The following is a 26,504-nucleotide window of genomic DNA, read 5'->3' as shown; positions in this document are numbered from 1 at the left end:
AATCCAACCCAAAGGAGGACAGCCTCGATGAAAGACGACAAGACGAAGGCAAACCAGGGGGATGACGCGGCCACCGACCAGGACCGCCGTGGCTTCCTCAAGAAGACGCTGCAGGGAACTGCCGCGGCTGGCGCGGCCGTGATCACCGGCGCTCCCTTCATCCGCAACGCAGAAGCGGCACAGACCACCACCTGGAAGGTCCAGACTTCCTAGCCGGGCGGCATCGGCCTGCAGGTCTTCAAGGAATGGTGCGACAGCATCATCGAGAAGACCGGCGGCGAGCTGGCCTTCAAGCCCTTCGGAGCCAAGGACGTGGTGGGCGAATTCCAGCTGTTCGACGCGGTCAAGAACGGCGTGCTGGACGCCATGAACCCCTTCACCCTCTACTGGGCGGGACGCATGCCGTCGGCGGTGTTCTTCAGCTCCTATCCGCTCGGGCTGCGCAACCCCCACGAGTGGGACGTGTTCTACTACGGCCTGGGCGGCCTGGAACTGGCGCGCGAGGCCTTCAGCAAGCTGGGCCTGCACTATGTCGGCCCCATCCAGCACGGCCCCAACATCATCCACTCCAAGGTGCCGATCCGTTCCATCGACGACTTCCGCGGGCGCAAGATGCGCCTGCCCGGTGGCATGGTGGCGGAACTCTTCCAGGCGGCCGGCGCCAAGACCACCCTGCTGCCCGGTTCCGAGATCTTCCCGGCGCTGGAGAAGGGCACCATCGACGTGGCCGACTACGTGGGCCCGGCGATCAACTACGCTCTGGGCTTCCACCAGGTGACCAAGTACATCTCCATGGGACCGCCCGGCTTCATGTCCATCTACCAGCCGGTGGACCTGATGGACCTGACCGTGGGGCAGAAGTCCTGGAACAAGCTGTCCGACAAGATGAAGCGGTTCGTGGAGTCGGAGGTGCAGTCCTACTCCATTCACCACCACGCCATGATCCAGGCCGCCGACCAGGAGGCCTGGAAGAAGTTCAAGGAGGCCGGCACCGAGATCACGCGCCTCAGCCCGGATGACGTGGAGGCGTTCACGGAACTGGCGATCCCCCTGTGGTTCAAGTGGGCCAACAAGGATCCCTATGCCGCCAAGGCCTTCAAGATCCAGCTCGACTACATGATGTCGGGCTCCCTGGGCTATGTCACGCCCGACATGATCAAGGGCTACAGCCTGAAGGTCTGACCGCGGGGCGGCCCGGGGATGCCCGGGCCGCCTCCTCCTACCAACTGACTACCAACTGAACCCGGGGGGAGTCATGCCCGAGTTGAATTTCGTACTGCCGCACTGGCTGTACTGGGGAGGCCTGGTGGTTTTCCCCTGGTCGCCTGGTGGCTCTATCACGCACGCGCAAAGCACGCCGGCGAGACCGCCCCGGTTTCGCTGGGAGTAGCCTACTTCCTGCTGCTGGTGGGCGGCTTCATGGGCGTCCACCGCCTCTACCTGAAAAGCCGCTGGGCGGTGGTCTTCATGCTGCTGTTCCTGGGCATACTGGTAACCAACGTGGAGGTGCGCCAGGCCCGCAACGAGATCTCCGATGCCCACAACCAGGTGCGCCTGGCCGAAGGCAAGATCCGCCGCGCCGAGAGGGCCATCGCCAAGGGCCGCAGAAATGCCGAGCAGAAGATGGCGAAGGCCCAGGCGGCCATGGCGGAGGCACACCGGGCGGAGACGGTCGCCAACGAAAAGGGCGCGCACATCGAAACGATATCCAGCACCCTGGGAGGCCTGGTGCTGCTGCTCCTGACCATCGACGCCCTGTTGCTCCCGCGCCTGGTGCGCGAGGCCCGGGCCCGCGAACCAGCACCACCCCCAGCGGCCTTCCAATGCCCCGAGGTGGAATGCGGCGAACACGACCCTGCGCGGGAGCCCTTCCTGTTCAACCGGGTGGTGTCGAGGATCAACGGCTTCGCTGGTGAACTGGTGGCCTGGTGGTCGGTGCTGGCGGTGTTCGTCTACTACTACGAGGTGATCGCCCGCTACGTCTTCAACTCCCCCACCAACTGGGCGCACGAAGCCATGTTCCTGATGTTCGGCATGCAGTACCTGCTGGCCGGCGGCTATGTGCTGCGTGAAGGTTCCCACGTGCGCGTGGACGTGTTCTACACGCGCCTGTCGAAGCGCGGCAAGGCGCTGGTGGACATCCTCACCTCGGTGTTCTTCTTCATCTTCACCCTGACCCTGATCTGGACCGGCTGGACCTTCTTCATGGACTCCTACCAGGTGAACGAGGTGTCCTTCACCGAGTGGGCGGTGCAGTACTGGCCCATCAAGTTCGCCCTGCCTCTGGGTGGGATGCTGTTGCTCCTGCAGGGTCTGGCCCAACTGCTGAAAGACATCGCCGTGTTGAAAAATCCAGAAGCCATAGAACTGGACGCCGAAGTGCGTCCCGGGAGTTAAGCCATGGGCTGGGAAATCGACATCTTCTGGCTCACCATCCTGATGTTCGGCTCGCTGCTGGTACTGCTGATGGCCGGTCTTCCCCTGGCCTTCGTCACCGGCGGCCTGGCCTGCGTCTTCCTGTTCCTGTTTGGTGACGCGCAGATGCTCAACATCCTGCCATCGCGCATCTTCCCGCTGATGACCAACTACCAGCTGTCGGCCATACCCATGTTCATCCTCATGGCCTCGATCCTGGAACGGGCTGGCATCATCGAGGAACTGTATGACATGGTGTACAAGATCCTGGGCGGACTGAAGGGCGGCCTGGCGATCTCCACCATCATCGCCTCCACCCTGCTGGCGGCCATGTGCGGCGTGATCGGGGCCACCGAAGTGACCATGGGCATGATCGCCCTGCCGGCCATGATACGGCGCCACTATCACCCCACCATCGCCTGCGGTTCCATCCTGGCAGGAGGCACGCTGGGCATCCTGATCCCGCCCTCCATCCTGGCCATCCTGTTCGCGGTCATCGCCCAGCAGTCGGTGGGCGAGCTGTTCATCGGCGCGGTGGTGCCGGGCCTGATCCTGTCCGCGATGTACATCCTGTACGTTTCCGTGACCACCACCATGAAACCGGAACTGGGCCCGTCCCTGCCGCCGGAAGACCGGGTGGACTTCCGCGAGAAGGTACGCCTGCTGAGCAAGATGGGCGCGCCCCTGGCGCTGGTGTCGCTGGTGCTCGGCATCATCTTCGCCGGCATCGCCACCCCGGTGGAGGCAGCCGGCGTGGGTACCTTCGGGGCCCTGGTGGTGGCTGCCATGCACCGCCGCCTCACCCTCAAGAACATCCGCGAGGCGGCCATCTCCACCCTGCGGGTGACCGGCATGGTGCTGTGGATCATCTTCGGCGCCACCCTGTTCGTGGGCTTCTACGTGGTCAACGGCGGCCAGCAATTCGTCAACGACGCCATCGTGGGCACCGGCCTGGGGCCCTACGGCATCCTCACCCTGATGATGGTGATCCTGGTGATCCTGGGCATGTTCCTGGACTGGGTGGGCATCCTGCTGCTGGCGGTGCCCATCTTCATCCCGCTGCTGAGCACCATGCGCTTCGACGGGGTGTTCGGCCTGCCCGGCGTGGCCCCGGACGAGATGGCGCTGTGGTTCGGGGTGGTCTACATGGTGAACATGCAGATGTCCTTCATCAGCCCGCCCTTCGGCTATGCCCTGTTCTATCTCAAGAGCGTGGCCCCGCCGGAAGTGACCATGGGGCAGATCTACCGCTCCTCCCTGCCCTTCCTGGCACTGCAGGCCATCGGCCTGGTGATCTGCATCGTCTTCCCCGAGGTGGTGCTGTGGCTACCGAGGCAGATCTATGGTTGATCGGCTGGCAACCGGCAAGGCGGCGCTGGTCGCCGAGCTGGAACGCGCGCTGCCACCGGGCACGGTGATCCACGAAGAAGAGGCGCTGCGGCCCTACGAGTGTGACGCCCTCCCGGCCTATCGCCAGCTGCCGCTCCTGGCGGTGCTGCCGGCAGATGTGCAGCAGGTGCAACAGGTCGTGCAGATCTGCAGGAGACACGGCGTACCCGTGGTGGCGCGCGGTGCCGCCACGGGCCTCTCCGGCGGGGCGCTGCCCCTGGCCGACGGGGTGCTGCTGGGCCTCAGTCGCCTGAACCGTATCCTGGACATCGACCCGCTGGCGCGTACCGCACGGGTCCAACCGGGAGTGCGCAATCTGGCGATCTCCGAGGCGGCCGCGCCCCATGGCCTCTACTACGCGCCCGACCCCTCCTCGCAGATCGCCTGCACCATAGGCGGCAACGTGGCCGAGAACTCCGGCGGGGTGCACTGCCTGAAATACGGCCTCACCGTGAACAACCTGCTGGAACTCAAGGTGGTTACAGCAGAGGGCGAACTGCTCACCATCGGTTCCGCCGCCCTGGACAGCCCGGGTTACGACCTGCTCTCCCTGATCACTGGTTCCGAAGGCATGCTCGGCATCGTGGTGGAGGCGCTGGTCCGGCTGCTGCCCCGGCCGGCACGCGCCCAGGTGGTGTTCGCTGCCTTCGACGATGTAGAGAAGGCGGCCGACGCGGTCGGCGCCATCATCGCCGCGGGCATCATCCCGGCGGGGCTGGAGATGATGGACGGCCCGGCCATCGCCGCCGCAGAGGACTTCGTGCATGCCGGTTACCCGCGCGATGCCGCGGCCATCCTGCTGTGCGAGATCGACGGCACCAACGAGGAGGTCTCGGAGCACGTCATGCGGGTCAACGCACTGCTGCGCGAAGCGGGCGCCACCGAAGTGCGCACCGCCCGCGACGAGCAGGAACGCCTGCGGTTCTGGCAGGGGCGCAAGGCCGCCTTTCCCGCCGTCGGCCGGATCTCGCCCGACTACTACTGCATGGACGGCACTGTGCCGCGCAGGCGGCTGGGAGAGGTACTGAGAGGCATCGCGCGCCTGTCGCAGGAATACGGGCTGCCGGTAGCCAATATCTTCCATGCCGGAGACGGCAACCTGCACCCCCTGATCCTGTTCGACAGCAACGTGCCGGGCGAGCTGCAGCGGGCCGAGGATTTTGGTGCGGAGATCCTGGAACTGAGCGTACGCGTCGGCGGCACCATCACCGGCGAACACGGGGTCGGGCACGAGAAGATCCGCCAGATGTGCGTACAGTTCGGCGCTGCCGAGCTGGAACAGTTTCACGCGGTGAAGACCGCCTTCGATCCCCAGACGCTGCTCAACCCCGGCAAGGCCATCCCGCAACCACGCCGCTGCGCCGAATACCGCACCGTCAGCGAGCATCGCACCCAGAGCAACGCATGAACGACCTGGCAGAAGCACTGCAGGCGCAGGTCCGCGAGGCCTGCGCGAAGGGCGAGCCGCTGGCACTGCGCGGCTCGGGGAGCAAATCCTTTCTCGGTCACCGGGTGCAGGGCCGGGTCCTGGAACTGGGCGGACACCGGGGTATCGTCAATTACGAACCTCGGGAGCTGGTGCTCACCGCCCGCGCCGGCACGCCCCTGGCAGAGATCGAGCAGGCGCTGGAGGCGCAAGGCCAGATGCTCCCCTTCGAACCACCGCACTTCGGTCCCGGCGCCACCCTGGGCGGCACCATCGCCTGTGCCCTGTCGGGCCCCCGCCGGCCCTATGCCGGAGCCGTGCGGGACGTCGTGCTCGGTTGCCGGATCATCAACGGTCGCGGCGAGATCCTGCGCTTCGGTGGCGAAGTGATGAAGAACGTGGCGGGCTACGACGTCTCGCGCCTGATGGCCGGCGCCTTCGGCACGCTCGGCATCCTCCTGGAGGTGAGCCTCAAGGTGCTGCCGAAACCGGAAACGGAACTCACCCTGGTGCAGGAATGCGATGCGACCGAAGCGATCGAAAAGATGAACCGGCTGGCCGGCACGCCGGTGCCACTGTCCGCCTCCAGCCATGACGGCATCCAGCTGCACCTGCGTCTCTCCGGCACCAACGGCGCCGTGGAGGGAGCGCGCAAGCGCATCGGCGGCGAGATCCTGGCCGACGGCGCGAGCTACTGGGAAAGACTGCGGGAACACCGGCACGCCTTCTTCACCGGGAAACGTCCCCTGTGGCGACTCTCTGTCCCATCGACCACGCCCTTCCAGGCGGACCTGCCGGGCAAGCAACTGATTGAATGGGGCGGCGCCCAGCGCTGGCTGATCTCGGAGGCGGCCGGAGAGACCATCCAGCGCGCCGCCGCCGAGGCGGGCGGCCATGCCACGCGCTTCCGCGGCGAGGCGCCGGAGGGCGAGGCGTTCCACCCGCTGCCCGTTCCGCTGATGGCGCTGCACCGAAACCTGAAACGTGCCTTCGACCCGGCGGGCATTCTGAACCCCGGCCGACTCTACGGAGAATTCTGATGCAGACCTCGCTCCTCCCGTCACTGCTGGAGACCCGTGCCGGCAAGGAGGCCGACCGGATCCTGCGCGCCTGCGTGCATTGCGGCTTTTGCACCGCCACCTGCCCCACATACCAGCTCCTCGGCGACGAGCTGGACGGGCCGCGGGGCCGCATCTACCTGATCAAGCAGGTCCTGGAAGGCACACCAGCCACCCGGCTGACCCAGCAACACCTGGACCGCTGCCTGACCTGCCGCGCCTGCGAGACCACCTGTCCTTCCGGGGTCCACTACAGCCGGCTGCTGGACATCGGCCGCGAGATCGTCGAGGCCCAGGTGGGACGCTCCTTGTCGCGAGGTGTGCAACGCTACCTGCTGCGGAAGCTGCTGCCCTATCCCGCGCGTTTCAGGATACCGCTGCGCCTGGGCCAGTGGCTCTCGCCCGTGCTGCCCGCCCGGCTGCGCCGCAAGATCCCCCGGCCGCAGAAGACCGGCGCGGTCCCGCCACAGCGACACGCGCGCCGCATGCTGCTGCTCGACGGCTGCGCCCAGTCGGTGGCTACGCCGAACACCAATGCGGCCGCCAGGCGCCTGCTGGACCGCCTGGGGATCAGCCTGGTCAGCGCGCGCGGGCAAGGCTGCTGCGGCGCGGTCAGCCAGCACCTGTCCGCACCGGAGGAAGCACGCCATTTCGTGCGGCGCAACATCGACGCCTGGTGGCCGTACATCGAGCAGGGCGTCGATGCAATCCTGGTCAACGCCAGCGGCTGCGCGGTGCAGGTCAAGGACTATGATGGCCATCTGATGCAGGACGACGCCGAGTACGCGGAAAAGGCAACCCGGGTGGCGACAATGGCCCGCGACCTCGCGGAAGTGCTGAGCGCGGAAGACCTGTCCCCACTCACCTTCGACACGTCGCCGCGCGTGGCCTTCCATGCGCCCTGCACCCTGCAACACGGCCAGAAACTGAACGGGGTGGTCGAGGGTATCCTGCGGGATGCCGGTTTCACCCTGACGGCGGTGCCCGATGCCCACCTCTGCTGCGGATCGGCAGGGACCTATTCGCTCCTCCAGCCCGGGCTCTCGCAGCAGCTACTGGGGAACAAGCTGCGGCACCTGCAATCGCAGGGGCCGGACGTGATCGCCACCGCCAACGTGGGGTGCCAGCTGCACCTGCAGAGTGGCACATCGGTGCCGGTAAGGCACTGGATCGAACTACTGGACGAGAGGCTTCGATGAACCCGACCTCCCTGCCCGGCACAGGACCGGACAGGGAGGTACCGGATCAGCTCGCCTTGCCGGCGTAGTCGGCAAAGCCCGGGTTCTCGCTGACGCCCACCAGGGTGGGAACATTGATCTTCTTGAGGCGCAGCACCTTGTCCTCATCCCGGTTCTCGAGGATGTAGTCGCGTACCACGTCCCACATCAGGCGGCCTTCGGGCACCCGGTTGACCGTGGCCCAGCCGGCGACCTTGTAGGTCTTCTCCGGGTCCAGCGGACTGCCGTCGTCGAGAACCATGTGGGTGATGCGCTCGCCAAGCTTCTTGGCCGGTTCGATGGTGTAGTCCATGCCGCCCACGCGCACCATGTCGCCGCCCGATTGCAGGTAGGGATCGGGATCGAAGAGGTTGTCGGCCACCCCTTCGAGCATGTCGTGGATCTGCTGGCCGGTCATCTCGGTGACATAGGTCTCGCCGTAGGTCATGGCGCACTGGGTCATCAGGTCTTCCATGGTGATCCAGTCACCCTCGAGGGTGGTGGTTCCCCAGCGCACACCAGGCGACAGCGCGATGTCGGCATCGAACTCCCAGCGCAGGGCGTTGCACAGCACCTGGTCCCAGGTGCCCATGAAGTTGCCACGCCGGTACAGGGTACGATCGGCGATCGCCAGCTTCTCGGACAGGATCTCCTCGAAGGTCTTGCCCAGGCGATCCTCGTTGTAGAACAGGTCGCTGCGACGCGACTCGACGATGTGCTTGTCATAGACCTTGCTGCGCATCTGCTTGAGGTAGGCAGCCATCTCCTTGTCGGCCGGCAGCCAGTCGGTGATCACCGGCAGCTGCTTGTAGTGCATGCCGCGCAGCTTGCCGTCACGCACGTCCAGGTCGAGCACACCCACGAACTTGCCGTTGGAGCCGGCGTTGGTCACCCAGCACTCATGTCCCTCGACATTCTTCACCTTGATGGGCTTTGGCATACCGTCGTGGGTGTGGCCGCCGAGCACCGCGTTCAGGCCGGGCACCCGCTGCGCCATCTTGATGTCCACGTCCATGCCGTTGTGCGACAGCAGGATGATGGCATCGGGCTTCTCCTCCTTGCGGATCTCCTGCACCATCTCGATCATATCGTCCTCGCGCAGGCCGAAGGACCAATCGGGGAAGAACTCCTGCGGGTTGGCGTTGCCGGTGCGCGGGAACGCCTGACCGACGATGCAGATGCGTGCACCGTTGATCTCCTTGATGACATAGGGCTGGAAGGCATAACCCTTGTCCTCGTCGTACAGGCCACGACCGTCGTATTGTTCGACCAGGGCCATGTACTCGTCGCTCATCAGGGCATCGGGCTTGACGCGCACGTTCTGGCCGATGAAGTCCCCCTTGAACAGGGCCACGTTGTTGAGCACCTCGTTTTCCTTGTAGGTGAACTCCCAGTGGCCGACCATCACGTCCAGGCCCAGGATGTTGGAGGCCTCGACCATGTCCACGCCACGAGTCCACAGGGCGGTGGCCGAACCCTGCCACAGGTCGCCCGAGTCCAGGGTCAGCGTCTTGTCGCGCCCGCCGGCCTGCTCGCGCAGCCTGTCGAGCAGGGTCTTGATCTGCGGGAAGCCACCGGTGCGTCCGTACTTGTGGGCGGCCTCGGTGAAGTTCAGGTAGGTATAGGCATAGGCCTCGGGGGTGTTCGGTTTCATACCCATGGCAGCGAGCAGTTTCTTGCCGACCAGGTGCGGCGGCCGGCCGAAGGCCTCACCCACGCCCAGGTTGACATTGGGCTCGCGAAAATAGACCGGCTGCAACTGACCGTGCACATCGGTGATGTGCAGCAGGCGCACCGTGCCCTTCATCGGCACATCGTAGAAACCCTCGGGAGGTTTCGGCCCGGACAACGCGCGGCTGGCGGCCCAGGGGACCGCGCCCACGGCGGCGCCCACTCCCATCAGTTTCATGAAATCACGGCGATCTATTTTGCTGGACATAATTTTTGCTTTCTCTCGTCGTATTGTTGAACAGCCCGACCATGGGCATACTGGGAAGCAGTGTACCAAGCTCGCCGACGGTCTGTTGCGAACCGCCCGGCACACCGGACGCAGGCCCTGCTACCTGGAATGCTGGGCAGACGCGTCCGACCCGGTTTTATTCCCGCAATAGAGAGAACACGCTGTTGCCACGCCTGCTGTTGCTGCTCTGTACCCTGCTGTTGCCGCTGTCGTCCGGGGCCGACGTCGTGAAGCCTGCGCTGGTCGAGATCAGCGTGTTTGCCGACGGACACTACGAGGTGGAACTGCGCGCCAGCATCGAGGCCCTGCTCACCGGCATCAATGCCCGCTACAAGAACACTCAGGACGCGCCCAACGCCGCCGAGTACGACGCCCTGCGCAAGCTGCCGCCCGAGGAGTTGATGCGCGCCTTCGAGCCCTTCCGCCCCCGTCTTCTGGAGAGGGTCGCCATCCGTTTCGATGGCAAGCGCAGCATGCCGCGCATCCGCCAGGTCACCATTCCCGAGCGCGGGTACACCAAGATCCCGCGCATCAGTGTCATCCTGCTCGAGGGCGAGGTGCCGAAATCGGCCCACACCCTGACCTGGTACTATCCCGCGGCCTTCGGTGACAACGCGGTGCGGGTGCGCCAGGTCAACCGCCAGACTCAGGAATACCACTGGTCGGACTGGCAGTGGATCCGTGACGACAGCGTGAGCCAGGCTTTCTCCATCACCGAGGTAGCCAACCGCCGCGGCTGGACCGACATCGTCCGCGAATACGTCATCGCCGGCTACAACCACATCCTGCCGCGCGGCATGGACCACATCCTGTTCATCCTCGGGCTCTACCTGTTCAGTGCACGCATCCGTCCGCTGCTCTGGCAGGTGACCATGTTCACCCTGGCGCACACCCTCACCCTGGGCCTGGCCATCTACGGCTGGCTCACCCTGCCCGCGGCCATCGTGCAGCCGCTGATCGCCCTGTCCATCGTGTACGTGGGGGCCGAGAATCTGTGGCACCGCCGCCTGGCGCGCAGCCGCCTGGCCCTGGTGTTCGGCTTCGGTCTCCTTCACGGCATCGGATTTGCCGGCATGCTCAGCGAGTTCGGCATGCCCAGGGAGGCCTTCGCCACCGCGCTGGTCAGTTTCAACATCGGGGTCGAACTGGGACAGATCAGCATCATCCTCGGCGCCTGGCTGCTCACCGGCCTGTGGTTCGGCCGCCGTCCCTGGTACCGGGCACTGGTGGTAATGCCCCTGTCGCTGCTGATCAGCGGGGTGGCGCTGTACTGGTTCTGGGATCGCCTGGAGTGGGAATCGATCCGGGCGCTGCTGGTCTGAGCGGCGAAAGGGCCAGGGCCAGCACCAGCAGGGCGCTGGCCGTTATCCAGGACCCCAGCACCCGGGTGCCGATACGCGTCCAGGCATGCCCCTGGAAGCGCTCGGCCAAGGCCATGGGATAGAGCATCAGCAGGTACAGGGCGATGCCGCTGCCGAACAACGCCGCGGTACGCGCGCTGCCGGCCGGGTCCGATTGCAGGGAATCGAGTCCCAGCAACAGGCCGGCAAGCGCCGCCAGCACCGTCAGCAGAACCCGTGGCAACGAACGCGCCAGCACCACCAGCAGGGCCAGTGCCACCGCCGTGCCCAGAATCGCCACCTCAAGCTGCTCCGGTGTCACTACCTGCGGGTACTGGCCGATCAGCGTCAGGCCGGCCACCACGCCCAGCGCGTACCCGGCCACGGCCGGCAGGTGCCGCTGCACCCCCTGCTGGCCTGTCACCAGTCCCAGGGCGACCACCAGCAGCAGCTGTGCGGGCACGAACAGCGGGTGCAGGATGCCGTTGTAGAAATCACCCAGGCCCTTGATCGGACTGTGCGCCAGGGCAGCGCCGGGCAGCACCAGCGCCAGCCAGAGCCAGCGAACGCTCACAGCAAGCCCACCAGGTAGGCCACGCCGATCAGCGCGATCACCCCGCCTCCGGCCTGCACCAGGCGCCGCCCCCCCTGCCAGCGGGTGAGCAAACCCAACGCTACCCCTGAGAGGTGCAGCAGTCCGGTGGAGACCACAAAACCCAGACTGAAGGCCAGGGGTCCGGCGGAAGACGGCAGCTCGGCACCGTGCGCATAACCGTGGAAGACCGCAAAGAAACCCACGATGAGTGCCGCCAGCCACAGCGGCGGACGCACCGCGAAGGCCACCATCAGGCCCAGCACGATGGCCGACACGGCGATACCGGTCTCCACCGCTGGCCAGGGTACGCCCAGAATACCCAGCGCCCCACCGACGGTCATCACCAACGGAAACACCACCGGCAACAGCCAGATCGCCGGCTGCCCCAGGAAGGCACCCCACAGGCCGACCGCGACCATGGCCACCACGTGATCCAGGCCCAGCACCGGGTGCAACAGGCCGGCCGTGAAGCCCCCGGCCAGGCCGCCGGCGACATGGGCATGCGCAGGCAGGACCAGCAACCCCAGCAGAAGAATGGACAGTCGTTTCATGGTATGCACAAAGACAACGAGTACGAGAAGCCCGCATTCTAGCAACTCCGCCAATCCACCCCGACTCTGAACCGGCGATGCGCTCCTCCTCGCCCCTCCCCCGCCTGCGAGGGATGCCGGGAGGGGGACAATTCCGCTTCGTCGACACCAGCCATCCCCTATAATCGCGGCTTTTCGCACATCGGCCGGAATCCACGCCAATGGACAATACCTACAACCCGCACGTCATCGAACAACGCTGGTACCAAACCTGGGAGAGCAAGGGCTGGTTCGCCCCTGACATGAATGCGCCGGGCGCGCCCTACTGCATCATGATCCCGCCGCCGAACGTCACCGGCAGCCTGCACATGGGGCACGGCTTCAACAACACGGTGATGGACACCCTGATCCGCTATCACCGCATGAAAGGCGACAAAACCCTCTGGCAACCCGGCACCGACCACGCCGGCATCGCCACCCAGATGGTGGTCGAACGCCAGCTCGAGGCCGAGGGTCTCAGCCGCCACGACCTGGGCCGTGACAAGTTCATCGAGCGCATCTGGGAATGGAAGGAAGAGTCCGGCGGCACCATCACCCGCCAGCTGCGCCGCCTGGGCTCCTCGCTGGACTGGGCACACGAGCGCTTCACCATGGACGAGGGTCTGTCCGAAGCCGTGAAGGAAGTCTTCGTGCGCCTCTACGAGGAGGGCCTGATCTATCGCGGCAAACGCCTGGTCAACTGGGACCCGAAGCTGCACACTGCGGTCTCCGACCTGGAGGTGATCTCCGAGGAAGAGGCCGGCCACATGTGGCACATGCGCTACCCGCTGTCCAACGGTACCGGCTACCTGGTGGTTTCCACTACCCGCCCCGAGACCATGCTGGGCGACTGCGCGGTGGCGGTGAACCCCGAGGACGAGCGCTACAAGCACCTGATCGGCGAACTGGTGGAACTGCCGCTGACCGGCCGCAAGATCCCGGTCGTCGCCGACGAGCATGCCGACCCCGAGTTCGGCACCGGCTGCGTGAAGATCACCCCGGCGCACGACTTCAACGACTACGAGGTCTGGCTGCGCCACCGTGACGAGAAGGCCATTGCCGAACAGATCCATGGCGGCCTGATCAACATCTTCACCGTGGACGCGGCGATCCGCGAGAACCTGCCCGAAGAGAGTGAACTGATCCCGGCGAAGTACATCGGCCTGGACCGCTATGAGGCGCGCAAGGCCATCGTCGCCGACCTGGAGGCCGCCGGGCTCCTCGAGAAGGTTGTCGATCACAAGCTGATGGTGCCGCGCGGCGACCGCTCCGGTGTGGTCATCGAGCCCTTCCTCACCGACCAGTGGTACGTCAAGGTCGGCCCGCTGGCGAAACCGGCCATCGAGGCGGTGGAGTCGGGCCGCATCCGCTTCGTGCCCGACAACTGGAAGAACACCTACTTCGAGTGGATGCGCAACATCCAGGACTGGTGCATCAGCCGCCAGATCTGGTGGGGCCACCGCATACCGGCCTGGTACGACGCCGAGGGCAATGTCTATGTCGGCCGCTCCGAGGCCGAGGTGCGCGAGAAGCACGAGCTGGCCCCTGACTACCCGCTGACCCAGGACGAGGACGTGCTCGACACCTGGTTCAGCTCGGCGCTGTGGCCCTTCTCCACCCTCGGCTGGCCCGAGGACACCGAGCGCCTGCGCACCTTCTACCCCACCAGTGTGCTGCTCACGGGCTTCGACATCATCTTCTTCTGGGTCGCGCGCATGATCATGATGGGGCTCAAGTTCATGGATGACGTGCCCTTCCGCGAGGTCTATGTGCACGGCCTGGTGCGCGACTCGCAGGGTCAGAAGATGTCCAAGTCCAAGGGCAACGTGCTCGATCCCATCGACCTGATCGACGGTATCTCGCTCGAGGACCTGATCGCCAAGCGCACCCGCGGCATGATGCAGCCGCAACTGGCGAAAAAGATCGAGCAGCAGACACGCAAGGAGTTTCCCGAGGGTATCCCCAGCTTCGGCACCGACGCCCTGCGCTTCACCTTCGCCGCGCTGGCCGCCACCGGGCGCGACATCAAGTTCGACCTGGGGCGCATCGAAGGCTATCGCAACTTCTGCAACAAGCTGTGGAACGCGGCGCGCTACGTGCTGATGAACACCGAGGGCCAGGACTGCGGGCTGGGTGGTGAGCCGGTCGAATACTCGGCGGCCGATCGCTGGATCCGCGCCCGTCTGCAGCAGGTGATCACGGAGGTCACCACCGCCATCGAGGGCTACCGCTTCGACCAGATGGCCAATGCCCTGCACGACTTCATCTGGAACCAGTACTGCGACTGGTACCTGGAACTGTCCAAGGCGGTGCTCAACGCACCCGACACCACCGAGGCCCAGCGTCGCGGCACCCGCCAGACCCTGGTGCAGGTACTCGAGACCCTGCTGCGCCTGACCCACCCGGTGATGCCCTTCATCACCGAGGAGATCTGGCAACGCGTGCGTTCGCTGGCCGGCGCCGAGGGAGAGACCATCATGCGCCAGTCCTGGCCACAGGTCGACGCCGGCTGGCAGGACAGTGACGCCGAGGCCGAAATGGACTGGGTCATGCAGTTCATCCTGGGCGTGCGCCGCATCAAGGGCGAGATGAACATCGCCCCGGGCAAACCGGTGCCCATCCTGCTGGCCAATGCCAGCGAACGAGATCGCGAGCGCCTCGCCCGCCACCGCCTGTACCTCGACGCCCTGGCCCGGCCGGAGTCCATCGAGGTGCTGGAGAAAGACAGCAGGGAACCCGAGTCGGCCATCGCCCTGGTCGGCGAGATGAAGATCCTGATCCCGCTGGCCGGCCTGATCGACAAGGAGGCCGAGATCACACGCCTCGAAAAGGAGATCGGCAAGCTCGAGGCCGACATCGCGCGGGTGCGCAAGAAGCTGGAGAATCCCAACTTCGTGGACAAGGCGCCCGCTGCGGTGGTGCAGAAGGAGCGCGACCGGCTTGACAAATCTCAAGGCGCACTCGAACAACTGGCGACACAATTGGACAAGATAAGGAGTCTGTAGAACACCTGAACGATGTGCATCTCCCTGCCCTGTAGCGGCAAGCGACATCAAGGGGGGCTGCTGCGGCAGCTTCCCGGTTTTCTCTGGTTCGCCGTGAGACTGCTGGCATTGGGTCTCCGGGAGCGCTTGCGCGGGAATGCCTGAACCAATGGAGAACGCCGCGATGGTCTATGAATGGGATTCAAAGCTCGAGAAAGGCATCGCCACCATGGACGCGGTGCATCGAGAATTCGTCGAGCGGGTTGACCGTGCACTGCGCGCACCCGATGAAGAACTGGCCAGCGCACTGCAGGAACTGGTCGCCCATACCCACGAGCATTTCGAACGCGAGAACCGCTGGATGGAAGAGTGCGGCTTTCCGCCGATCATGATCCACCGCGGTGAGCACCAGCGGGTACTGGAAGCCATGGAAGAGACCTTGCGCCGCGCGCGTGGCGGAGAATTGGCTCCCGCCCGACAACTGGTCGAGCAGTTGCCGGCCTGGTTCGAGCAGCACGCCGCCACCATGGACAACGCCCTGGCGATGCACATGCGGCACACCGGTCATCCGGAGACGACCGAAGCATCGAACGCATTGGAATAGGCTTTCCCAGTCACCGGGCGTTGCCTGGCCCACCGACTATTGATGCTGGTGCACAACCCTGCTCTCGACATGCCCTCGAAGGACACCATATTGAGCTATAGTCGGTAACAAGCAAGGAGAACGCCATGACCTTTGTCGTCCTCGAAAACTGCATCAAGTGCAAATACACCGACTGTGTCGAAGTCTGTCCGGTGGACTGCTTTCGCGAAGGGCCAAACTTCCTGGTGATCGACCCCGACGAGTGCATCGACTGCGCCCTGTGCGAACCCGAATGCCCGGCCGAGGCCATCGTCTCCGATGACGATCTGCCACCGGACCAGGAACAGTTCCTGGCGCTGAACGCCGAGCTGGCTGCCGAGTGGCCGGTGATCAGCCAGAAGAAGGACCCACCACCCGACGCCGACGAGTGGAACGGCACGCCGAACAAGTTGCCATTACTGGAACGCTGACCCCCGGCCGGAATCACACCCCGCCACGATTCAGAGCTGCGGCCGCGCCAGGATGATGCTGATGTTGTCCTGCCCGCCGGCAGCCAGCGCCACGTCCATCAACTCACGCGCCATACCCTCCAGGTCGGGGTGAGACAGCATCACGTGACGCAGGGTCTCGTCGCTGACCCGGCCACACAGCCCGTCACTGCATGCCAGGTAGATATCACCCTGTTGCAGTTCGGCATCCCCCACGTCCACCTCCATGTCGGGGTCCAGCCCGATGCAGCGGGTCAGGATGTTGTCGCGAATACCGGCGGCATGGACCTCGGCACGGTTCGCGAACAGGCCGTTGTCCAGCACCTCCTGCACCAGGGAATGATCGCGGGTCAGGCAACGCAGGTAGCCGTCACGCAGCCGGTACAGGCGCGAATCACCGACGTGCGAGAAATAGACGTGCCGCTCACGGAACATGGCGGCCACCAGGGTAGTACCCATACCGCGCAGGCCAGGGTCGCGATCCACCGCCGCGAACACCGCGCGATTGGCCACCTCGGCGGCACGGCCGATGCGCAACAGGCTCTCGAGATCGTCGGCGGCATCTTCCTCCTGCGCCGGCAGCAGGGCCTCGGCCGCTGCCTCCATGGCGATGCGCGAGGCGATCTCCCCTGCCCGGTGGCCGCCCATGCCGTCACCCAGCACCAGGATGCCCTGGTCGGGGAAGCAGGCCAGATAGTCCTCGTTGTGCTGCCGCACGAGCCCCACGTGCGTGAGGTGCGCGCATTCCAGGGGGTGTACCGCCATCTCGGGATTTCAGTTGTTTCCGCCCATGGCCGCCTTGCGCTAGTCCAGGGCCGCCCGCAGCTGCTTCGGCGGCACATAACCCGGGATGATCTCGCCATCGTCCAGGACCAGCGCCGGCGTGCCCGTGATACCCAGGTCCTGGCCCAGGCGATACTGCTCGCGCACCGGGTTGTCGCACTTGCGATACGGCACCTTGCCGCCCGACTTGGCCAGGGTCATCGCCTGCTTGCGATCCTCTGCACACCACACGGCCTCGGCCTTCTTCTCGGAAGAGCTGCCGGGACCGGCACGCGGGTAGGCAAGGTAGCGGATACGGATCCCTTCCTTGTTGTACTGGTCCACCTGGCTGTGCAGCTTGCGGCAGTAGGGGCAATCGATATCGGTGAAGACCGTGACCGTGTACGGCAGGTCCTCGTCGCCGTAGACGATCATGTCCTTCTCGTCGAGACGATCGAGCAGCGCCTTCTTGAGCGCCCGCTCCCGCAGCTCCGTGATCGGTTCACGCGTCTCCAGGTTGGTGATGCGCCCTTGCACCAGGTACTTGCCGTCTTCGGTGACATAGACGATATGGTTGCCGAAGGTCACCTCGTACAGGCCAGGGATGGGGCTGGGGGTAACCGAGTCTACCTTCAGGTGCGGGATCAGCACGGCCAGCGAGGCGCGCACCTTCTCGGCACCATCGGTCGCGGCCTGGGCATGGCCGACCAGCAGACTGGTGGTCAGCAGGGACCACACCAGCATCGAAAACAATCTGTTCATGTGTCGGATCTCTCGGGAAGAAATTGGGTGCGCCAAAACGATTCAAGGCTACCAACAGATGCCGCGCCGGTCCATTCACCCTCGTGTCGGGACCGCCTGCCCTGTCGTCAGGCCCTGGGATGATGCTGCTCATACAGACGCTGCAGCCGCTCGCGCGCGACATGGGTGTAGATCTGGGTCGTCGAGAGCGAACTGTGTCCGAGCAACAACTGTACGACACGCAGATCGGCCCCATGGTTCAACAGGTGGGTGGCAAAGGCGTGACGCAGGGTATGGGGTGACAGGGGCGTGGTGATGCCAGCCTGTCGGGCATGTTGCTTGATGCGATACCAGAAGGCCTGGCGTGTCATCCCCGCCCCCCTGCGGGTCGGGAAAAAGGCCTCGCAGGCCCGCTCGCCCAGGAGCTCGCGGCGAGCACCGGCAGCGAAACGGCGCACCCAGTCCGCGGCCTCGTCGCCCATGGGCACCAGGCGCTCCTTGTTGCCCTTGCCCACCACCCGCACCACCCCCTGGGCCAGGCCGATCTGCTCGGCGCGCAACCCGACCAGCTCGCTCACCCGCAGACCCGTGGCATACAGCAATTCCAGCATGCAGCGGTCGCGCACCCCCTCGGGGCTGTCGAGATCAGGGGCCTGGAGCAAGGCCTCGACCTGGGATTCCGTGAGCGAATGCGGGAGGGGGTGCCCCTGCCGTGGCATCTCGATCAGCGCCGTGGGGTCCTCGGCAGTCAAGCCTTCGCGGGCAGCCCAGCGATAGAACTGGCGCAGGCCGGACAGACGCCGCGCGCTGGTCCGCACCTTCAGCCCCCGCTGTACCAGCGAGGCCAGGTAGGCCTGCAGTTCCGCGCGCGACGCGCGCAGCAGGTCACTCCCCTCCCCGGCCAGCCAGGCGGCCAGATCCTGCAGGTCCGTTCGATAGCCGGCCAGGGTGTTGTCCGACAGCCCGCGCTCCATCCACAGGGCATCGGCAAAACGTTCGATCAGGCGTTGTTCCGAGGAGGGGACAGCAACACGCATGCGGTCATTGTGCCCGATCCGGCACACTTGCACAGTAGCTCCTCGCCACTTCCCCCGAGCCTCGTTCAGGCCTCCCCTTTTCCACATCCGCTGTGGATAACTCTGTGAAAAAGCTGCTGAAGTCGCAGCATGGGCCGCATGGCTTCATACCCCCTGTCAGATTGGCAATTTTTTGAACAATGGCGTTTTATCACGTATATACAATAACTTATATGAACTTCATGAGAAACTGGATACAACAGGATATGCAAATATTTCTTTGTTGGAAGCCCGGACGGGGCCTGTGTATAAATAATCGCTAATACAACCAGCACCCCCCCTCCCGACCGCGTACAATGCCCCGCCATGACGCGACCCGACCCCAATTTCTGGCGCCACAAGACGCTGGCGGAAATGACCCGCGAGGAGTGGGAGGCCCTGTGCGACGGCTGCGCCCGCTGCTGCCTCTACCGGCTGGAGGACGCAGATACCGGAGAGATCCACTTCACCAATGTCCACTGTCGCCTGCTGGATACCGCGACCGGGCGCTGCACCGACTATGCGAACCGCTCGACCCGGGCCTCCGACTGCATCACCATCACGCTCGACACCTTGCGCTCCCCCGGCTGGCTGCCCCGGTCCTGCGCCTACCGGCTGCTGGCCGAGGGCAAACCGCTGCCCAGCTGGCACCCGCTGGTGAGTGGTGACCCCGACTCGGTGGTATCCGCCGGGCAGCGAGTATGCGACCGCACCGTTTGCGAGGACGAGGCCGACGCCCTGGAGAACCACCTGGTGGACTGGCTGAAATGACACTCACGGAATTTCTCGAGAATACCGGCGCCACCCTGCGCTTCTACGACCTGGGACGCCGGGTGGCACCGGTCACGCGCGAAGACTTCCTGGCCTTCGAGCATGCCGATCGTCCCTGGCCCACCCCCATGCAGCAGAAGGCCTGGCTGGCCCTGGTACTGACGCCTGGCGACGACCGGGAACCCCTGATCTGGTTCCTGTGTTTCGACCTGGACGAACAGGGCCTGCTGGTGCAGGCCACCCGGGATTACCTGCTGGGGCGTTTCGCCGAGATCGCCAGCGAAGGTCCCGACCCGCAGACACTGGGCGAAGCACTGCGCGAAAACCCCCTGGCCTTCGCCCCGCGCGAGGACAAGATGGCCAACCTGCATGCCCAGGTTCACCAGGCTCTGGGCCTGCCCCCCTCGCAATACCATGCCCATGCCCACGACTACCTGGCGGGGCGACTGGGCTGGGATCAATGGAGCTTTGTCGGCTTTCAGGGGCTGGCGGACATCGCGGCACGTCAGCATAAGGACGACGACGGGCTGCTTGCCCGCGCCATTCCGCACCTGCCGCCCGAGCCACTGATCGCCCTCTGCCAGTGCCTGGAGCACCATGTGCCCGGCCCCGGGCTCGACCAGGCCCTGCACGCGCGCCTGCGTCTTGCCCTGGACGCCCCCTTCACCTCGCCTGTCCTGTTCGCTGCCCTGCTGCGCGGCCTCTCGCGTGGCGCACGAGAACCGCTGCGGACGGCCATCCGCGAGGTCCTGGCGCGTCCGCAATCCTCCGACCCCGAGGTGCTGGCAGCCATCGGCGGCCGTGCCTGGGAAGCCCTGGACGACCCGGACACCGCCCGGGCCTGGCTGGAGAGGCTGGCCGACGAAGCCGTGCCCACCGGCGTGTTCGCGCATTGTGTCGGCGACCTGCTGCGCCTGCCGGGCATGCGCGAGCCCTTGCTCGGTGTGCTGCGCTCACCCGACGCCTCGGAGCGCCTGAAAAAGGCCTTCGAGGCGCTGGGTTAGGGGAAAACCACAAAGGGCGCGAAGAACACGACGGTTTTCAACGAGGCGGGCCTCCTGCCCGTGGGGGCGGCGTCCCCGCCGCAAACGGTTCAGCCCGGCGACGGACCTCCTACAGGCAGGAGCGGCGTCCCCGCCGCGAACGGTTCGGCCCGGGGAAGGGCCTCCTGCCCAGACGATCTTTGTGCCCTTCGTGGTCAACCCGCCCCTTCCGCCGGGAACAGGCGGGTGAGAAAGGCTGTCTCGTCGGCAGCGACCGGCAGGGGCGCGCGCACCGTCCAGCCGCCGCCCGGCGCTTCCTCGAGCCGGTCGCCCCGCTGGTCGTAGAGCGCCTCGAGCCGGAAGCGGTGATTGCCCGCGGGGGTGACCAGTTCCATTTCATCACCGGTCCGGAACTTGTTCTTCACCGCCAGTTCGGCCAGGCCGGTGTCCGCGTCGAAACCGGCGATCTCGGCGACGAACTGCGACTTGCGCGCACGCGAGGCACCTTCGCGGTATTCCTGCAGTTCGTGGGTCTCATGACGCTGGAAGAAACCGTCGGTGTAGCCGCGGTTGGCCAGGTGCTCCAGCTCGGCGAGCAAGGCCGGATCGAAGGGCCGCCCGGCCACGGCGTCATCGATGGCGCGGCGATAGACCTGGGTGGTGCGCGCGGTGTAGTAGTGCGACTTGGTGCGGCCCTCGATCTTCAGGCAGTCGATGCCGATCTCGACCAGCCGCTGCACGTGCTCGACGGCGCGCAGGTCGCGCGAGTTCATGATGTAGGTGCCGTGTTCGTCCTCGAAGATGGGCATCAGCTCACCGGGCCTACGGCCTTCTTCCAGGTAGTAGACGGCGTCGGCCGCCGGATGGCGTTTCACCTCGGACAGCGGCACCGAGGGGATGGCCGTGTCCTGGCTCGCCTCGAAGGCCTCGCGGCCGATACGGTAGTCCCAGCGGCAGGCGTTGGTGCAGGTGCCCTGGTTGGCGTCGCGGTGGTTGAAATAGCCCGAGAGCAGGCAGCGCCCCGAGTAGGCGATGCACAGGGCACCGTGCACGAAGACCTCCAGCTCCACGTCAGGACAGGCCTCGCGGATGGCGGCGATCTCGTCGAGCGACAACTCACGAGAGAGAATCACCCGGCTCACCCCGGCCTGTTGCCAGAAACGAACCCCTGCGGCATTGACGGTGTTGGCCTGCACCGACAGGTGGATGGGCGTCTCAGGCCAGCGCTCGCGCACCAGCAGGATCAGCCCCGGATCGGCCATGATCAACGCATCCGGCCCCATCGCGACCACCGGTGCCATGTCGTCGAGAAAGGTCTGCAACTTGGCCCCGTGCGGCATCACGTTGGCGGCAACGAAGAACTGCCGGCCCAACCGGTGTGCTTCCTCGATGCCGATCCGCAAATTGGTCTCGTCAAAATCGTTGTTGCGTACCCGCAGGCTGTAGCGCGGCATGCCGGCATAGACGGCGTCCGCCCCATAGGCAAAGGCATAACGCAGGTTGCGCAGGGTGCCAGCTGGGGAAAGCAGTTCTGGTGTTCGCATGATTTTCCTTCCGAGGGCTGGCGTTTTGACGGGCTGTGCTAGGCTCAAAAACGAAGGTGTATCCCATACACGACAGATAGCCACCAATTCTACCCGGATCAATCAGATAGAGAGATAGTGAACCGCCCCGGATATTCCGGAGACTGTTTTGTTTGAGTCAGGCCGCCTTGGCAGACTCTTTCTGTTGGCGATAATACGCCGCTTCCAACTCCGCCGGTGGCACGTTGCCAATAGGCTCCAGCAGCCGCCGGTGGTTGAACCAGTCCACCCACTCCAAAGTGGCATATTCGACCGCCTCCCTATGCTTCCAGGGGCCTCGCCGGTAGATAACCTCGGCCTTGTACAGACCGTTGATCGTCTCTGCCAGAGCGTTGTCATAGGAGTCCCCTCGGCTACCGACCGAGGCATCAATGCCGGCCCCGGCCAGGCGCTCCGTGTAGCGCACCGACAGGTACTGACAGCCTCGGTCACTGTGGTGCACCAGGCCCTCTGTGTCCTGGCGCGACCATAGCGCCTGCTCCAGCGCATCCAGCACCAGGTCGGTCTTCAGCGACCGGGAGACACGCCAGCCCACGATCCGTCGGGCATAGACGTCCACGACAAACGCCACATAGACAAACCCTGTCCAAGTCGCCACGTAGGTAATGTCCGCCACCCACAACTGATTCGGGCGGGTGGCAGTAAACTGCCGCTTCACCCGGTCCAGTGGTCGTTCCGCCGTCGTGTCGCCGATCGTTGTCCGGCAACGGCGGCCTCACACCACACCCCGCAACCCCATGACACGCATCAGACGTTCCACCGTGCAGCGGGCTACCTCGATGCCTTCCCGGTTGAGCTGCCGCCATACCTTCCTGGCACCGTACACCTGGAAGTTCTCTTCCCAGATCCGTCGAATCTCGTCTGACAGGGCGCGATCCCGCTGCAATCGCCGCGGCAGTCGCTGTGGATCGGCCTCACGGGCCTTGTGCTCATAGTAGGTGGACGGGGCGATCGGCAGCACCGCGCAGATCGGCTCGACCCCGTAACGATCCCTGTGATCGTCGATGTACGCGATCATCTCTTCAGTTTGCGGTCGAGCTCCGCCTGGGCAAAAAAAGCCGACGCCGTCTTCAGAATCTCGTTGGCCCGCCTCAGCTCCCGGTTCTCCCGTTCCAAGGCCTTGAGCCGCTCGCGCTCCGACGTCGTCAGACCCTCACGCAGTCCTTGATCACGCTCGGCCTGTCTCACCCATTTGCGCAGTACAGCCGATCTTGGCCGCGATGGAGGTCATCGCCGCCCATTGGGAATCATGCTCGCCCTGATGATCAAACACCATGCGAACCGCCCGTTCCCGGACCTCAGGGGAATATCTCTTGCTCGTATCCATAGACTCTATCCTCTCAAGAAATGGAGTCTCCGGGAAACCCGGGGCGGTTCAATAGTGTAATTCCCATCCGATTGTCGGGAGAGAGGGTATCTGCAGGGCCCCATAAAAAAGGATTTCAGGAGGAAAAAGTGTCCAGGAGGGCTCCTGTTCTCAGACCCATCGCCACGCAAACGGCAGTCACGGCAGAACTCCTGCAGGGCGCACCACGCACCCTGGTGGCGTCGCATCTCGTCGCTCTGTTGACGTATGCAATCCTGCTGGAACACGTCGCGTTCGAGCAGATAACCCTGTGGATACTGGGATTCAGTGTCATCAACTTTGCTCGCCTGTTTCTTGCCTGGCACGAACTGCAGCATTTCGATGAACATCCCCTGCACTCGGCAAGGCGCTATGCCCTTGGGGCCCTTGCCGGTGGTTCCTGCTGGGGTTCGCTGATGCTCTTCCACGACCCGAACATGCCGGTGGCCGTGCAACTGATGATGATCACCACGCTGGTGTGCCTGCCCCCGGCCTCGCTACCGAGCAATGCTGTCCATCCACCAACCTTTCTGGCCTTTGCGCTGCCAATCTTCGTGTCCCTGGTGTCATGGGGCGTCTTCCTGGCACCGGGCAACAACCTGGCCTTCACCGTGGTGGCCATCATCTATGCCGGCCTGATCCTGGCCAGTGGCTTACGTTATGCCTTGGTGCTTCGGGACAACCTGGTACGCAATGCCGAAAACCGTCGCCTGCTGCGCAACGTCAAGGAAATCAATTCCCGCCTGTTGCGTTTCGCCTACCAGGACCCGCTTACCAAGCTTTCGAATCGCCGGCGGTTCGACGAATATGCTGACCGCCTGTTGCAACAGGCGCAAAACAACGGGCTTGAACTGTCCCTGGTCCTGATCGACATCGACAACTTCAAGGAAGTCAACGACACCCTCGGACACGAGGCTGGAGACCGCCTGTTACGTATCGTTGCCAAACGAATCACCACCGTATCTCGGCATACCGAGCTGCTGACGCTGGAGCGCTTCGAAGCCGCCCGCATCGGTGGCGACGAATTCGTGGTGCTCTACCTGGGGACACCGGGGGAGATGCACGCCGATGCCATCGCCCAGCGCGTCCTGGAGGCCATCCAGCAGCCACTGGAATTGTGCGGCAAGACCTTCGCCCCGAGAGTCAGCATCGGCGTTGCCTGGATAGGGGCGCGACCAATGACATGGAGACACTGCTGCGCCAGGCCGATGCCGCCATGTATCGCGCCAAGCAGGCCGGCGGGAATCGCATCGAGCATCACCCCCGCGACCCGAGCCTGCACGTCATCAATGGCAGCAAGGGGACCTGAATCCCCCCAGCACTGGCCTGCTCACCCCACTGTTTGGTAGTACAGGTTCTGCGGGTGCTTGGCCTCGGCGAAGAAATACCAGCGCTCGGCCAGCAGACCGATGTACTGGGCAAGGAAGGCCAGCGCCGGAAGACACCTGGACTCAAGCGCATTGCTGGCCGCGAGCAGCGCCACCGGCACCGCGAATACCATCACCAGGAAGAACAGGCGCACCGCCTCTACGAAGGCACCGCTCTTGCCGTGGAAGTATTCCTTGGTGTTGAAGGAACCGCCCATGAAGCCCATCGAGCGCTGGGTGATCTTCGTGTGACGGATGCCCAGTGCCGAGCGCATGTCGCTCTTGTGCTTGATGCGCTGGTTGCGCAGCATCGACCAGAAGCGGGTGACAAAGGCCATGATGGTGAACAGCACCGCCCAGGTGCCGTAGAAGCCCACCAGATCCACCCCAGTCCAGGCCGAGAAGGCTGCGGTGAGGGTAAAGCCCGAGGCCATGCCGAAGAGGATGAAGTTCACCACCGTCAGCGGCGAGTGCCATTCCTGCAGGAAGCGCAGGCTGGCATAGATCATGGCGGTGGAGATGAACAGCGTGATCGCCATCAGCACGCCCAGGGTACCGATGATCAGGCTGAGATCGACCGGGATCACGCCCTTGATGGTGAACAGGGTGTCGGTCCAGCCCATGTAATGCACCACCCCGTAGAGGAACACCAGGAACATGAAGGCCGGCAGGGCGATCAGCTCGCGCGACAGCCAGGAGGTGCGCCACTGGGTGACACCACGCCAGGCGCGGGTGATGAAATAGCTCGGCTTGCCCAGGTGGAACACCGCGGCCACCAGGCCGCCACCAAGCAGCAGCAGGGCGATCAGGCTGCCCGCCGCATAGAAGGTGACTGAATCCTGCGGCTCGAGCAGATTGGCCATGGAATACACCTGACCAGTGACCAGAGCCATGAACATGCCCTGGGCCGCACCGATCAGGGTGGTCAGAAAGATCACGGAAAAAGCGGGATGCATTTTTGCTGTTCCTCGGTTGGTTTCTTTATTTCACCACAGAGATCACAGAGGACACGGAGAATGAAATGTTTGCATTTGCATCACCCGGATGCCTTCCCTTGCGCCAATGGCATTTACCTTGGTTCCAGGAAGACTCTGTGCTCTCTGTGTCCTCTGTGGTGAACAACCCAATCAGAAGCAATCAGAAGGTCACGTCGTCGAGCGTCTCGCCCGATGCCGCCGGCAGCGGGTGCTCCTTGTCCAGCGGGTTGTCCACACGCTCCAGTTCGTCTTCGAAGATCTGGATGCGGGTCTTGCGCCGCGGCAGATAGTGGTTGGCCGGTTGGGTGCCCCACTCGGGCATCAGCTGGTAACCGCCGCGCTCGCGGATCGCCACCGAGGCCTCGGAGTCGGGGTCGTGCACGTCGCCGAACAGGCGCGCGCTGGTCGGGCAGGCGAGCACGCAGGCCGGCTTGCGCTCGGACTCGGGTTTGCTCTCGTCGGTGATGCGATCGATGCACAGGGTGCATTTCTTCATCACCTTCTGCATCTCGTCGAGTTCGCGCACGCCGTAGGGGCAGGCCCAGGAGCAATACTTGCAGCCGATGCACTTGTCATAGTCGACCAGCACCACGCCGTTGTCCTTGCGCTTGTACGAAGCGCCGGTGGGACAGACGGGCACGCAGGGCGGTTCTTCGCAGTGCAGGCAGCTCTTGGGGAAGTGCACCGTCTCGGTGTTCGGATACTCCCCCACCTCGAAGGTCTGTACCCGGTTGAAAAAGGTGCCGGTGGAGTCGGCGTCATAGGGACGCTGATCCACCATGGGCCCCGCCCAGCCGGAGGTATTCCACTCCTTGCACGAGGTCACGCAGGCGTGGCAGCCCACGCAAACGTTCAGGTCGATGACCAAAGCCAGTTGTGTCATGTCTTTCTCTCTC

Annotated in this window: 21 protein-coding genes, 2 pseudogenes and 1 other annotated feature; of the genes and pseudogenes, 13 read left to right on the top strand and 10 right to left on the bottom strand. The window is 64.7% G+C overall.

What is annotated here, in order from left to right:
- The first annotated feature begins 27 nt into the window (after nt 1-27).
- The 6 genes and pseudogenes from dctP to glcF all read left to right on the top strand — a co-directional run bounded on the left by dctP (nt 28) and on the right by glcF (nt 7,487).
- A pseudogene (dctP, locus tag EBS_RS04815) lies at nt 28-1,182 on the top strand (TRAP transporter substrate-binding protein DctP).
- A 237-nt stretch (nt 1,183-1,419) separates the two neighbouring features.
- The gene (locus EBS_RS14530) at nt 1,420-2,397 is read left to right on the top strand and encodes a TRAP transporter small permease subunit (protein ID WP_231892845.1); all 978 of its coding nucleotides are present in this window, start codon (nt 1,420-1,422) and stop codon (nt 2,395-2,397) included.
- 3 nt (nt 2,398-2,400) lie between these two features.
- A complete protein-coding gene (locus tag EBS_RS14525) occupies nt 2,401-3,765 on the top strand; it encodes a TRAP transporter large permease (protein ID WP_043107608.1) in 1,365 nt (454 codons plus the stop codon).
- The gene (locus EBS_RS04800; protein WP_043107607.1) at nt 3,758-5,212 is read left to right on the top strand and encodes an FAD-linked oxidase C-terminal domain-containing protein; all 1,455 of its coding nucleotides are present in this window, start codon (nt 3,758-3,760) and stop codon (nt 5,210-5,212) included. The genes EBS_RS14525 and EBS_RS04800 overlap by 8 nt, the downstream gene beginning before the upstream one ends.
- Complete coding sequence (glcE, locus tag EBS_RS04795) at nt 5,209-6,270, top strand: glycolate oxidase subunit GlcE (RefSeq protein ID WP_043107606.1); 1,062 nt, start codon at nt 5,209-5,211, stop codon at nt 6,268-6,270. The genes EBS_RS04800 and glcE overlap by 4 nt, the downstream gene beginning before the upstream one ends.
- Nucleotides 6,270-7,487, top strand: a complete 1,218-nt coding sequence (gene glcF / locus EBS_RS04790; protein WP_043107605.1) for a glycolate oxidase subunit GlcF — start codon at nt 6,270-6,272, stop codon at nt 7,485-7,487. Before glcE ends, glcF begins: the two co-directional genes overlap by 1 nt.
- Before the next feature lie 46 nt (nt 7,488-7,533).
- On the opposite strand, the gene EBS_RS04785 is transcribed toward glcF, so the two are convergent.
- Nucleotides 7,534-9,444 (bottom strand): 5'-nucleotidase C-terminal domain-containing protein, encoded by a 1,911-nt coding sequence (locus EBS_RS04785; RefSeq protein WP_043107604.1) that lies wholly within the window; start codon nt 9,442-9,444, stop codon nt 7,534-7,536.
- Nucleotides 9,445-9,629: 185 nt separating this feature from the next.
- Between EBS_RS04785 and EBS_RS04780 the strand changes: the two genes are divergently transcribed.
- Nucleotides 9,630-10,787 (top strand): HupE/UreJ family protein, encoded by a 1,158-nt coding sequence (locus EBS_RS04780; protein ID WP_052199309.1) that lies wholly within the window; start codon nt 9,630-9,632, stop codon nt 10,785-10,787.
- Here EBS_RS04780 and EBS_RS04775 read toward each other — a convergent pair.
- Together EBS_RS04775 and EBS_RS04770 are read right to left on the bottom strand one after the other, a co-directional pair.
- On the bottom strand, nt 10,717-11,379 hold the full coding sequence (locus tag EBS_RS04775) for a HupE/UreJ family protein (protein WP_043107603.1): 663 nt from the start codon (nt 11,377-11,379) through the stop codon (nt 10,717-10,719). The two genes, EBS_RS04780 and EBS_RS04775, sit on opposite strands and share 71 nt — an antisense overlap.
- Complete coding sequence (locus tag EBS_RS04770; protein ID WP_043107602.1) at nt 11,376-11,951, bottom strand: HupE/UreJ family protein; 576 nt, start codon at nt 11,949-11,951, stop codon at nt 11,376-11,378. The genes EBS_RS04775 and EBS_RS04770 overlap by 4 nt, the downstream gene beginning before the upstream one ends.
- Before the next feature lie 200 nt (nt 11,952-12,151).
- Between EBS_RS04770 and EBS_RS04765 the strand changes: the two genes are divergently transcribed.
- The 3 genes from EBS_RS04765 (at nt 12,152) to fdxA (ending at nt 16,006) form a co-directional block, all read left to right on the top strand.
- Nucleotides 12,152-14,974: a valine--tRNA ligase gene (locus EBS_RS04765; RefSeq protein WP_043107601.1), complete on the top strand. Its 2,823-nt coding sequence runs from the start codon at nt 12,152-12,154 to the stop codon at nt 14,972-14,974.
- Nucleotides 14,975-15,110: 136 nt separating this feature from the next.
- The gene (locus EBS_RS04760) at nt 15,111-15,557 is read left to right on the top strand and encodes a hemerythrin domain-containing protein (RefSeq protein WP_081999821.1); all 447 of its coding nucleotides are present in this window, start codon (nt 15,111-15,113) and stop codon (nt 15,555-15,557) included.
- 125 nt (nt 15,558-15,682) lie between these two features.
- A complete protein-coding gene (gene fdxA, locus EBS_RS04755) occupies nt 15,683-16,006 on the top strand; it encodes a ferredoxin FdxA (protein ID WP_043107600.1) in 324 nt (107 codons plus the stop codon).
- A gap of 30 nt (nt 16,007-16,036) precedes the next feature.
- Here the strand turns inward: fdxA and EBS_RS04750 are convergent, their stop codons facing one another.
- The 3 genes from EBS_RS04750 to xerD all read right to left on the bottom strand — a co-directional run bounded on the left by EBS_RS04750 (nt 16,037) and on the right by xerD (nt 18,564).
- Nucleotides 16,037-16,789: a PP2C family protein-serine/threonine phosphatase gene (locus tag EBS_RS04750; protein WP_052199307.1), complete on the bottom strand. Its 753-nt coding sequence runs from the start codon at nt 16,787-16,789 to the stop codon at nt 16,037-16,039.
- Between the two features lie 39 nt (nt 16,790-16,828).
- On the bottom strand, nt 16,829-17,548 hold the full coding sequence (locus tag EBS_RS04745; protein WP_043107599.1) for a DsbC family protein: 720 nt from the start codon (nt 17,546-17,548) through the stop codon (nt 16,829-16,831).
- A 107-nt stretch (nt 17,549-17,655) separates the two neighbouring features.
- Nucleotides 17,656-18,564: a site-specific tyrosine recombinase XerD gene (gene xerD, locus EBS_RS04740; RefSeq protein WP_043107598.1), complete on the bottom strand. Its 909-nt coding sequence runs from the start codon at nt 18,562-18,564 to the stop codon at nt 17,656-17,658.
- Nucleotides 18,565-18,909: 345 nt separating this feature from the next.
- Here xerD and EBS_RS04735 point away from each other — a divergent pair, with 345 nt between their 5' ends.
- Both EBS_RS04735 and EBS_RS04730 read left to right on the top strand, forming a co-directional pair.
- Nucleotides 18,910-19,353 carry a YcgN family cysteine cluster protein gene (locus EBS_RS04735; RefSeq protein WP_043107597.1) on the top strand — a complete coding sequence of 148 codons (444 nt, stop codon included), beginning with the start codon at nt 18,910-18,912 and terminating at the stop codon, nt 19,351-19,353.
- On the top strand, nt 19,350-20,357 hold the full coding sequence (locus EBS_RS04730; RefSeq protein WP_043107596.1) for a DUF3549 family protein: 1,008 nt from the start codon (nt 19,350-19,352) through the stop codon (nt 20,355-20,357). Before EBS_RS04735 ends, EBS_RS04730 begins: the two co-directional genes overlap by 4 nt.
- Before the next feature lie 194 nt (nt 20,358-20,551).
- Here the strand turns inward: EBS_RS04730 and trhP are convergent, their stop codons facing one another.
- Entirely contained in the window at nt 20,552-21,880 is a 1,329-nt protein-coding gene (trhP, locus tag EBS_RS04725) for a prephenate-dependent tRNA uridine(34) hydroxylase TrhP (RefSeq protein ID WP_043107595.1), read from the bottom strand.
- A gap of 157 nt (nt 21,881-22,037) precedes the next feature.
- A pseudogene (locus EBS_RS13510) lies at nt 22,038-23,246 on the bottom strand (IS3 family transposase).
- Nucleotides 22,863-22,979, bottom strand: a sequence feature (AL1L pseudoknot). Its footprint overlaps the pseudogene before it by 117 nt.
- Nucleotides 23,247-23,374: 128 nt before the next feature.
- On the opposite strand from EBS_RS13510, the gene EBS_RS04710 reads away from it, so the two are divergent.
- Nucleotides 23,375-24,613 carry a diguanylate cyclase domain-containing protein gene (locus tag EBS_RS04710; protein WP_171816185.1) on the top strand — a complete coding sequence of 413 codons (1,239 nt, stop codon included), beginning with the start codon at nt 23,375-23,377 and terminating at the stop codon, nt 24,611-24,613.
- Here EBS_RS04710 and EBS_RS04705 read toward each other — a convergent pair.
- Nucleotides 24,595-25,587 (bottom strand): dimethyl sulfoxide reductase anchor subunit family protein, encoded by a 993-nt coding sequence (locus EBS_RS04705; protein ID WP_043107593.1) that lies wholly within the window; start codon nt 25,585-25,587, stop codon nt 24,595-24,597. The two genes, EBS_RS04710 and EBS_RS04705, sit on opposite strands and share 19 nt — an antisense overlap.
- Before the next feature lie 181 nt (nt 25,588-25,768).
- Nucleotides 25,769-26,491, bottom strand: a complete 723-nt coding sequence (gene soeB, locus EBS_RS04700) for a sulfite dehydrogenase subunit SoeB (RefSeq protein ID WP_043107592.1) — start codon at nt 26,489-26,491, stop codon at nt 25,769-25,771.
- Nucleotides 26,492-26,504 lie beyond the last annotated feature (13 nt).

Origin of the sequence: endosymbiont of unidentified scaly snail isolate Monju (assembly GCF_000801295.1) — a bacterium.
In the GTDB taxonomy this organism is placed as follows: Bacteria; Pseudomonadota; Gammaproteobacteria; order Chromatiales; family Chromatiaceae; genus MONJU.
This window is presented reverse-complemented; position numbering and strand designations above follow the sequence as displayed.

Excerpts from the sequence above, each read along its gene's own strand:
- EBS_RS14530 (WP_231892845.1), top strand. The coding sequence starts at position 1,420 with ATGGGCGTCCACCGCCTCTACCTGAAAAGCCGCTGGGCGGTGGTCTTC.
- EBS_RS14525 (WP_043107608.1), top strand. The coding sequence starts at position 2,401 with ATGGGCTGGGAAATCGACATCTTCTGGCTCACCATCCTGATGTTCGGC.
- EBS_RS04800 (WP_043107607.1), top strand. The coding sequence starts at position 3,758 with ATGGTTGATCGGCTGGCAACCGGCAAGGCGGCGCTGGTCGCCGAGCTG.
- glcE (WP_043107606.1), top strand. The coding sequence starts at position 5,209 with ATGAACGACCTGGCAGAAGCACTGCAGGCGCAGGTCCGCGAGGCCTGC.
- glcF (WP_043107605.1), top strand. The coding sequence starts at position 6,270 with ATGCAGACCTCGCTCCTCCCGTCACTGCTGGAGACCCGTGCCGGCAAG.
- EBS_RS04785 (WP_043107604.1), bottom strand. The coding sequence starts at position 9,444 with ATGTCCAGCAAAATAGATCGCCGTGATTTCATGAAACTGATGGGAGTG.
- EBS_RS04770 (WP_043107602.1), bottom strand. The coding sequence starts at position 11,951 with ATGAAACGACTGTCCATTCTTCTGCTGGGGTTGCTGGTCCTGCCTGCG.
- EBS_RS04765 (WP_043107601.1), top strand. The coding sequence starts at position 12,152 with ATGGACAATACCTACAACCCGCACGTCATCGAACAACGCTGGTACCAA.
- EBS_RS04760 (WP_081999821.1), top strand. The coding sequence starts at position 15,111 with ATGCCTGAACCAATGGAGAACGCCGCGATGGTCTATGAATGGGATTCA.
- fdxA (WP_043107600.1), top strand. The coding sequence starts at position 15,683 with ATGACCTTTGTCGTCCTCGAAAACTGCATCAAGTGCAAATACACCGAC.
- EBS_RS04750 (WP_052199307.1), bottom strand. The coding sequence starts at position 16,789 with ATGGCGGTACACCCCCTGGAATGCGCGCACCTCACGCACGTGGGGCTC.
- EBS_RS04745 (WP_043107599.1), bottom strand. The coding sequence starts at position 17,548 with ATGAACAGATTGTTTTCGATGCTGGTGTGGTCCCTGCTGACCACCAGT.
- xerD (WP_043107598.1), bottom strand. The coding sequence starts at position 18,564 with ATGCGTGTTGCTGTCCCCTCCTCGGAACAACGCCTGATCGAACGTTTT.
- EBS_RS04735 (WP_043107597.1), top strand. The coding sequence starts at position 18,910 with ATGACGCGACCCGACCCCAATTTCTGGCGCCACAAGACGCTGGCGGAA.
- EBS_RS04730 (WP_043107596.1), top strand. The coding sequence starts at position 19,350 with ATGACACTCACGGAATTTCTCGAGAATACCGGCGCCACCCTGCGCTTC.
- trhP (WP_043107595.1), bottom strand. The coding sequence starts at position 21,880 with ATGCGAACACCAGAACTGCTTTCCCCAGCTGGCACCCTGCGCAACCTG.
- EBS_RS04705 (WP_043107593.1), bottom strand. The coding sequence starts at position 25,587 with ATGCATCCCGCTTTTTCCGTGATCTTTCTGACCACCCTGATCGGTGCG.
- soeB (WP_043107592.1), bottom strand. The coding sequence starts at position 26,491 with ATGACACAACTGGCTTTGGTCATCGACCTGAACGTTTGCGTGGGCTGC.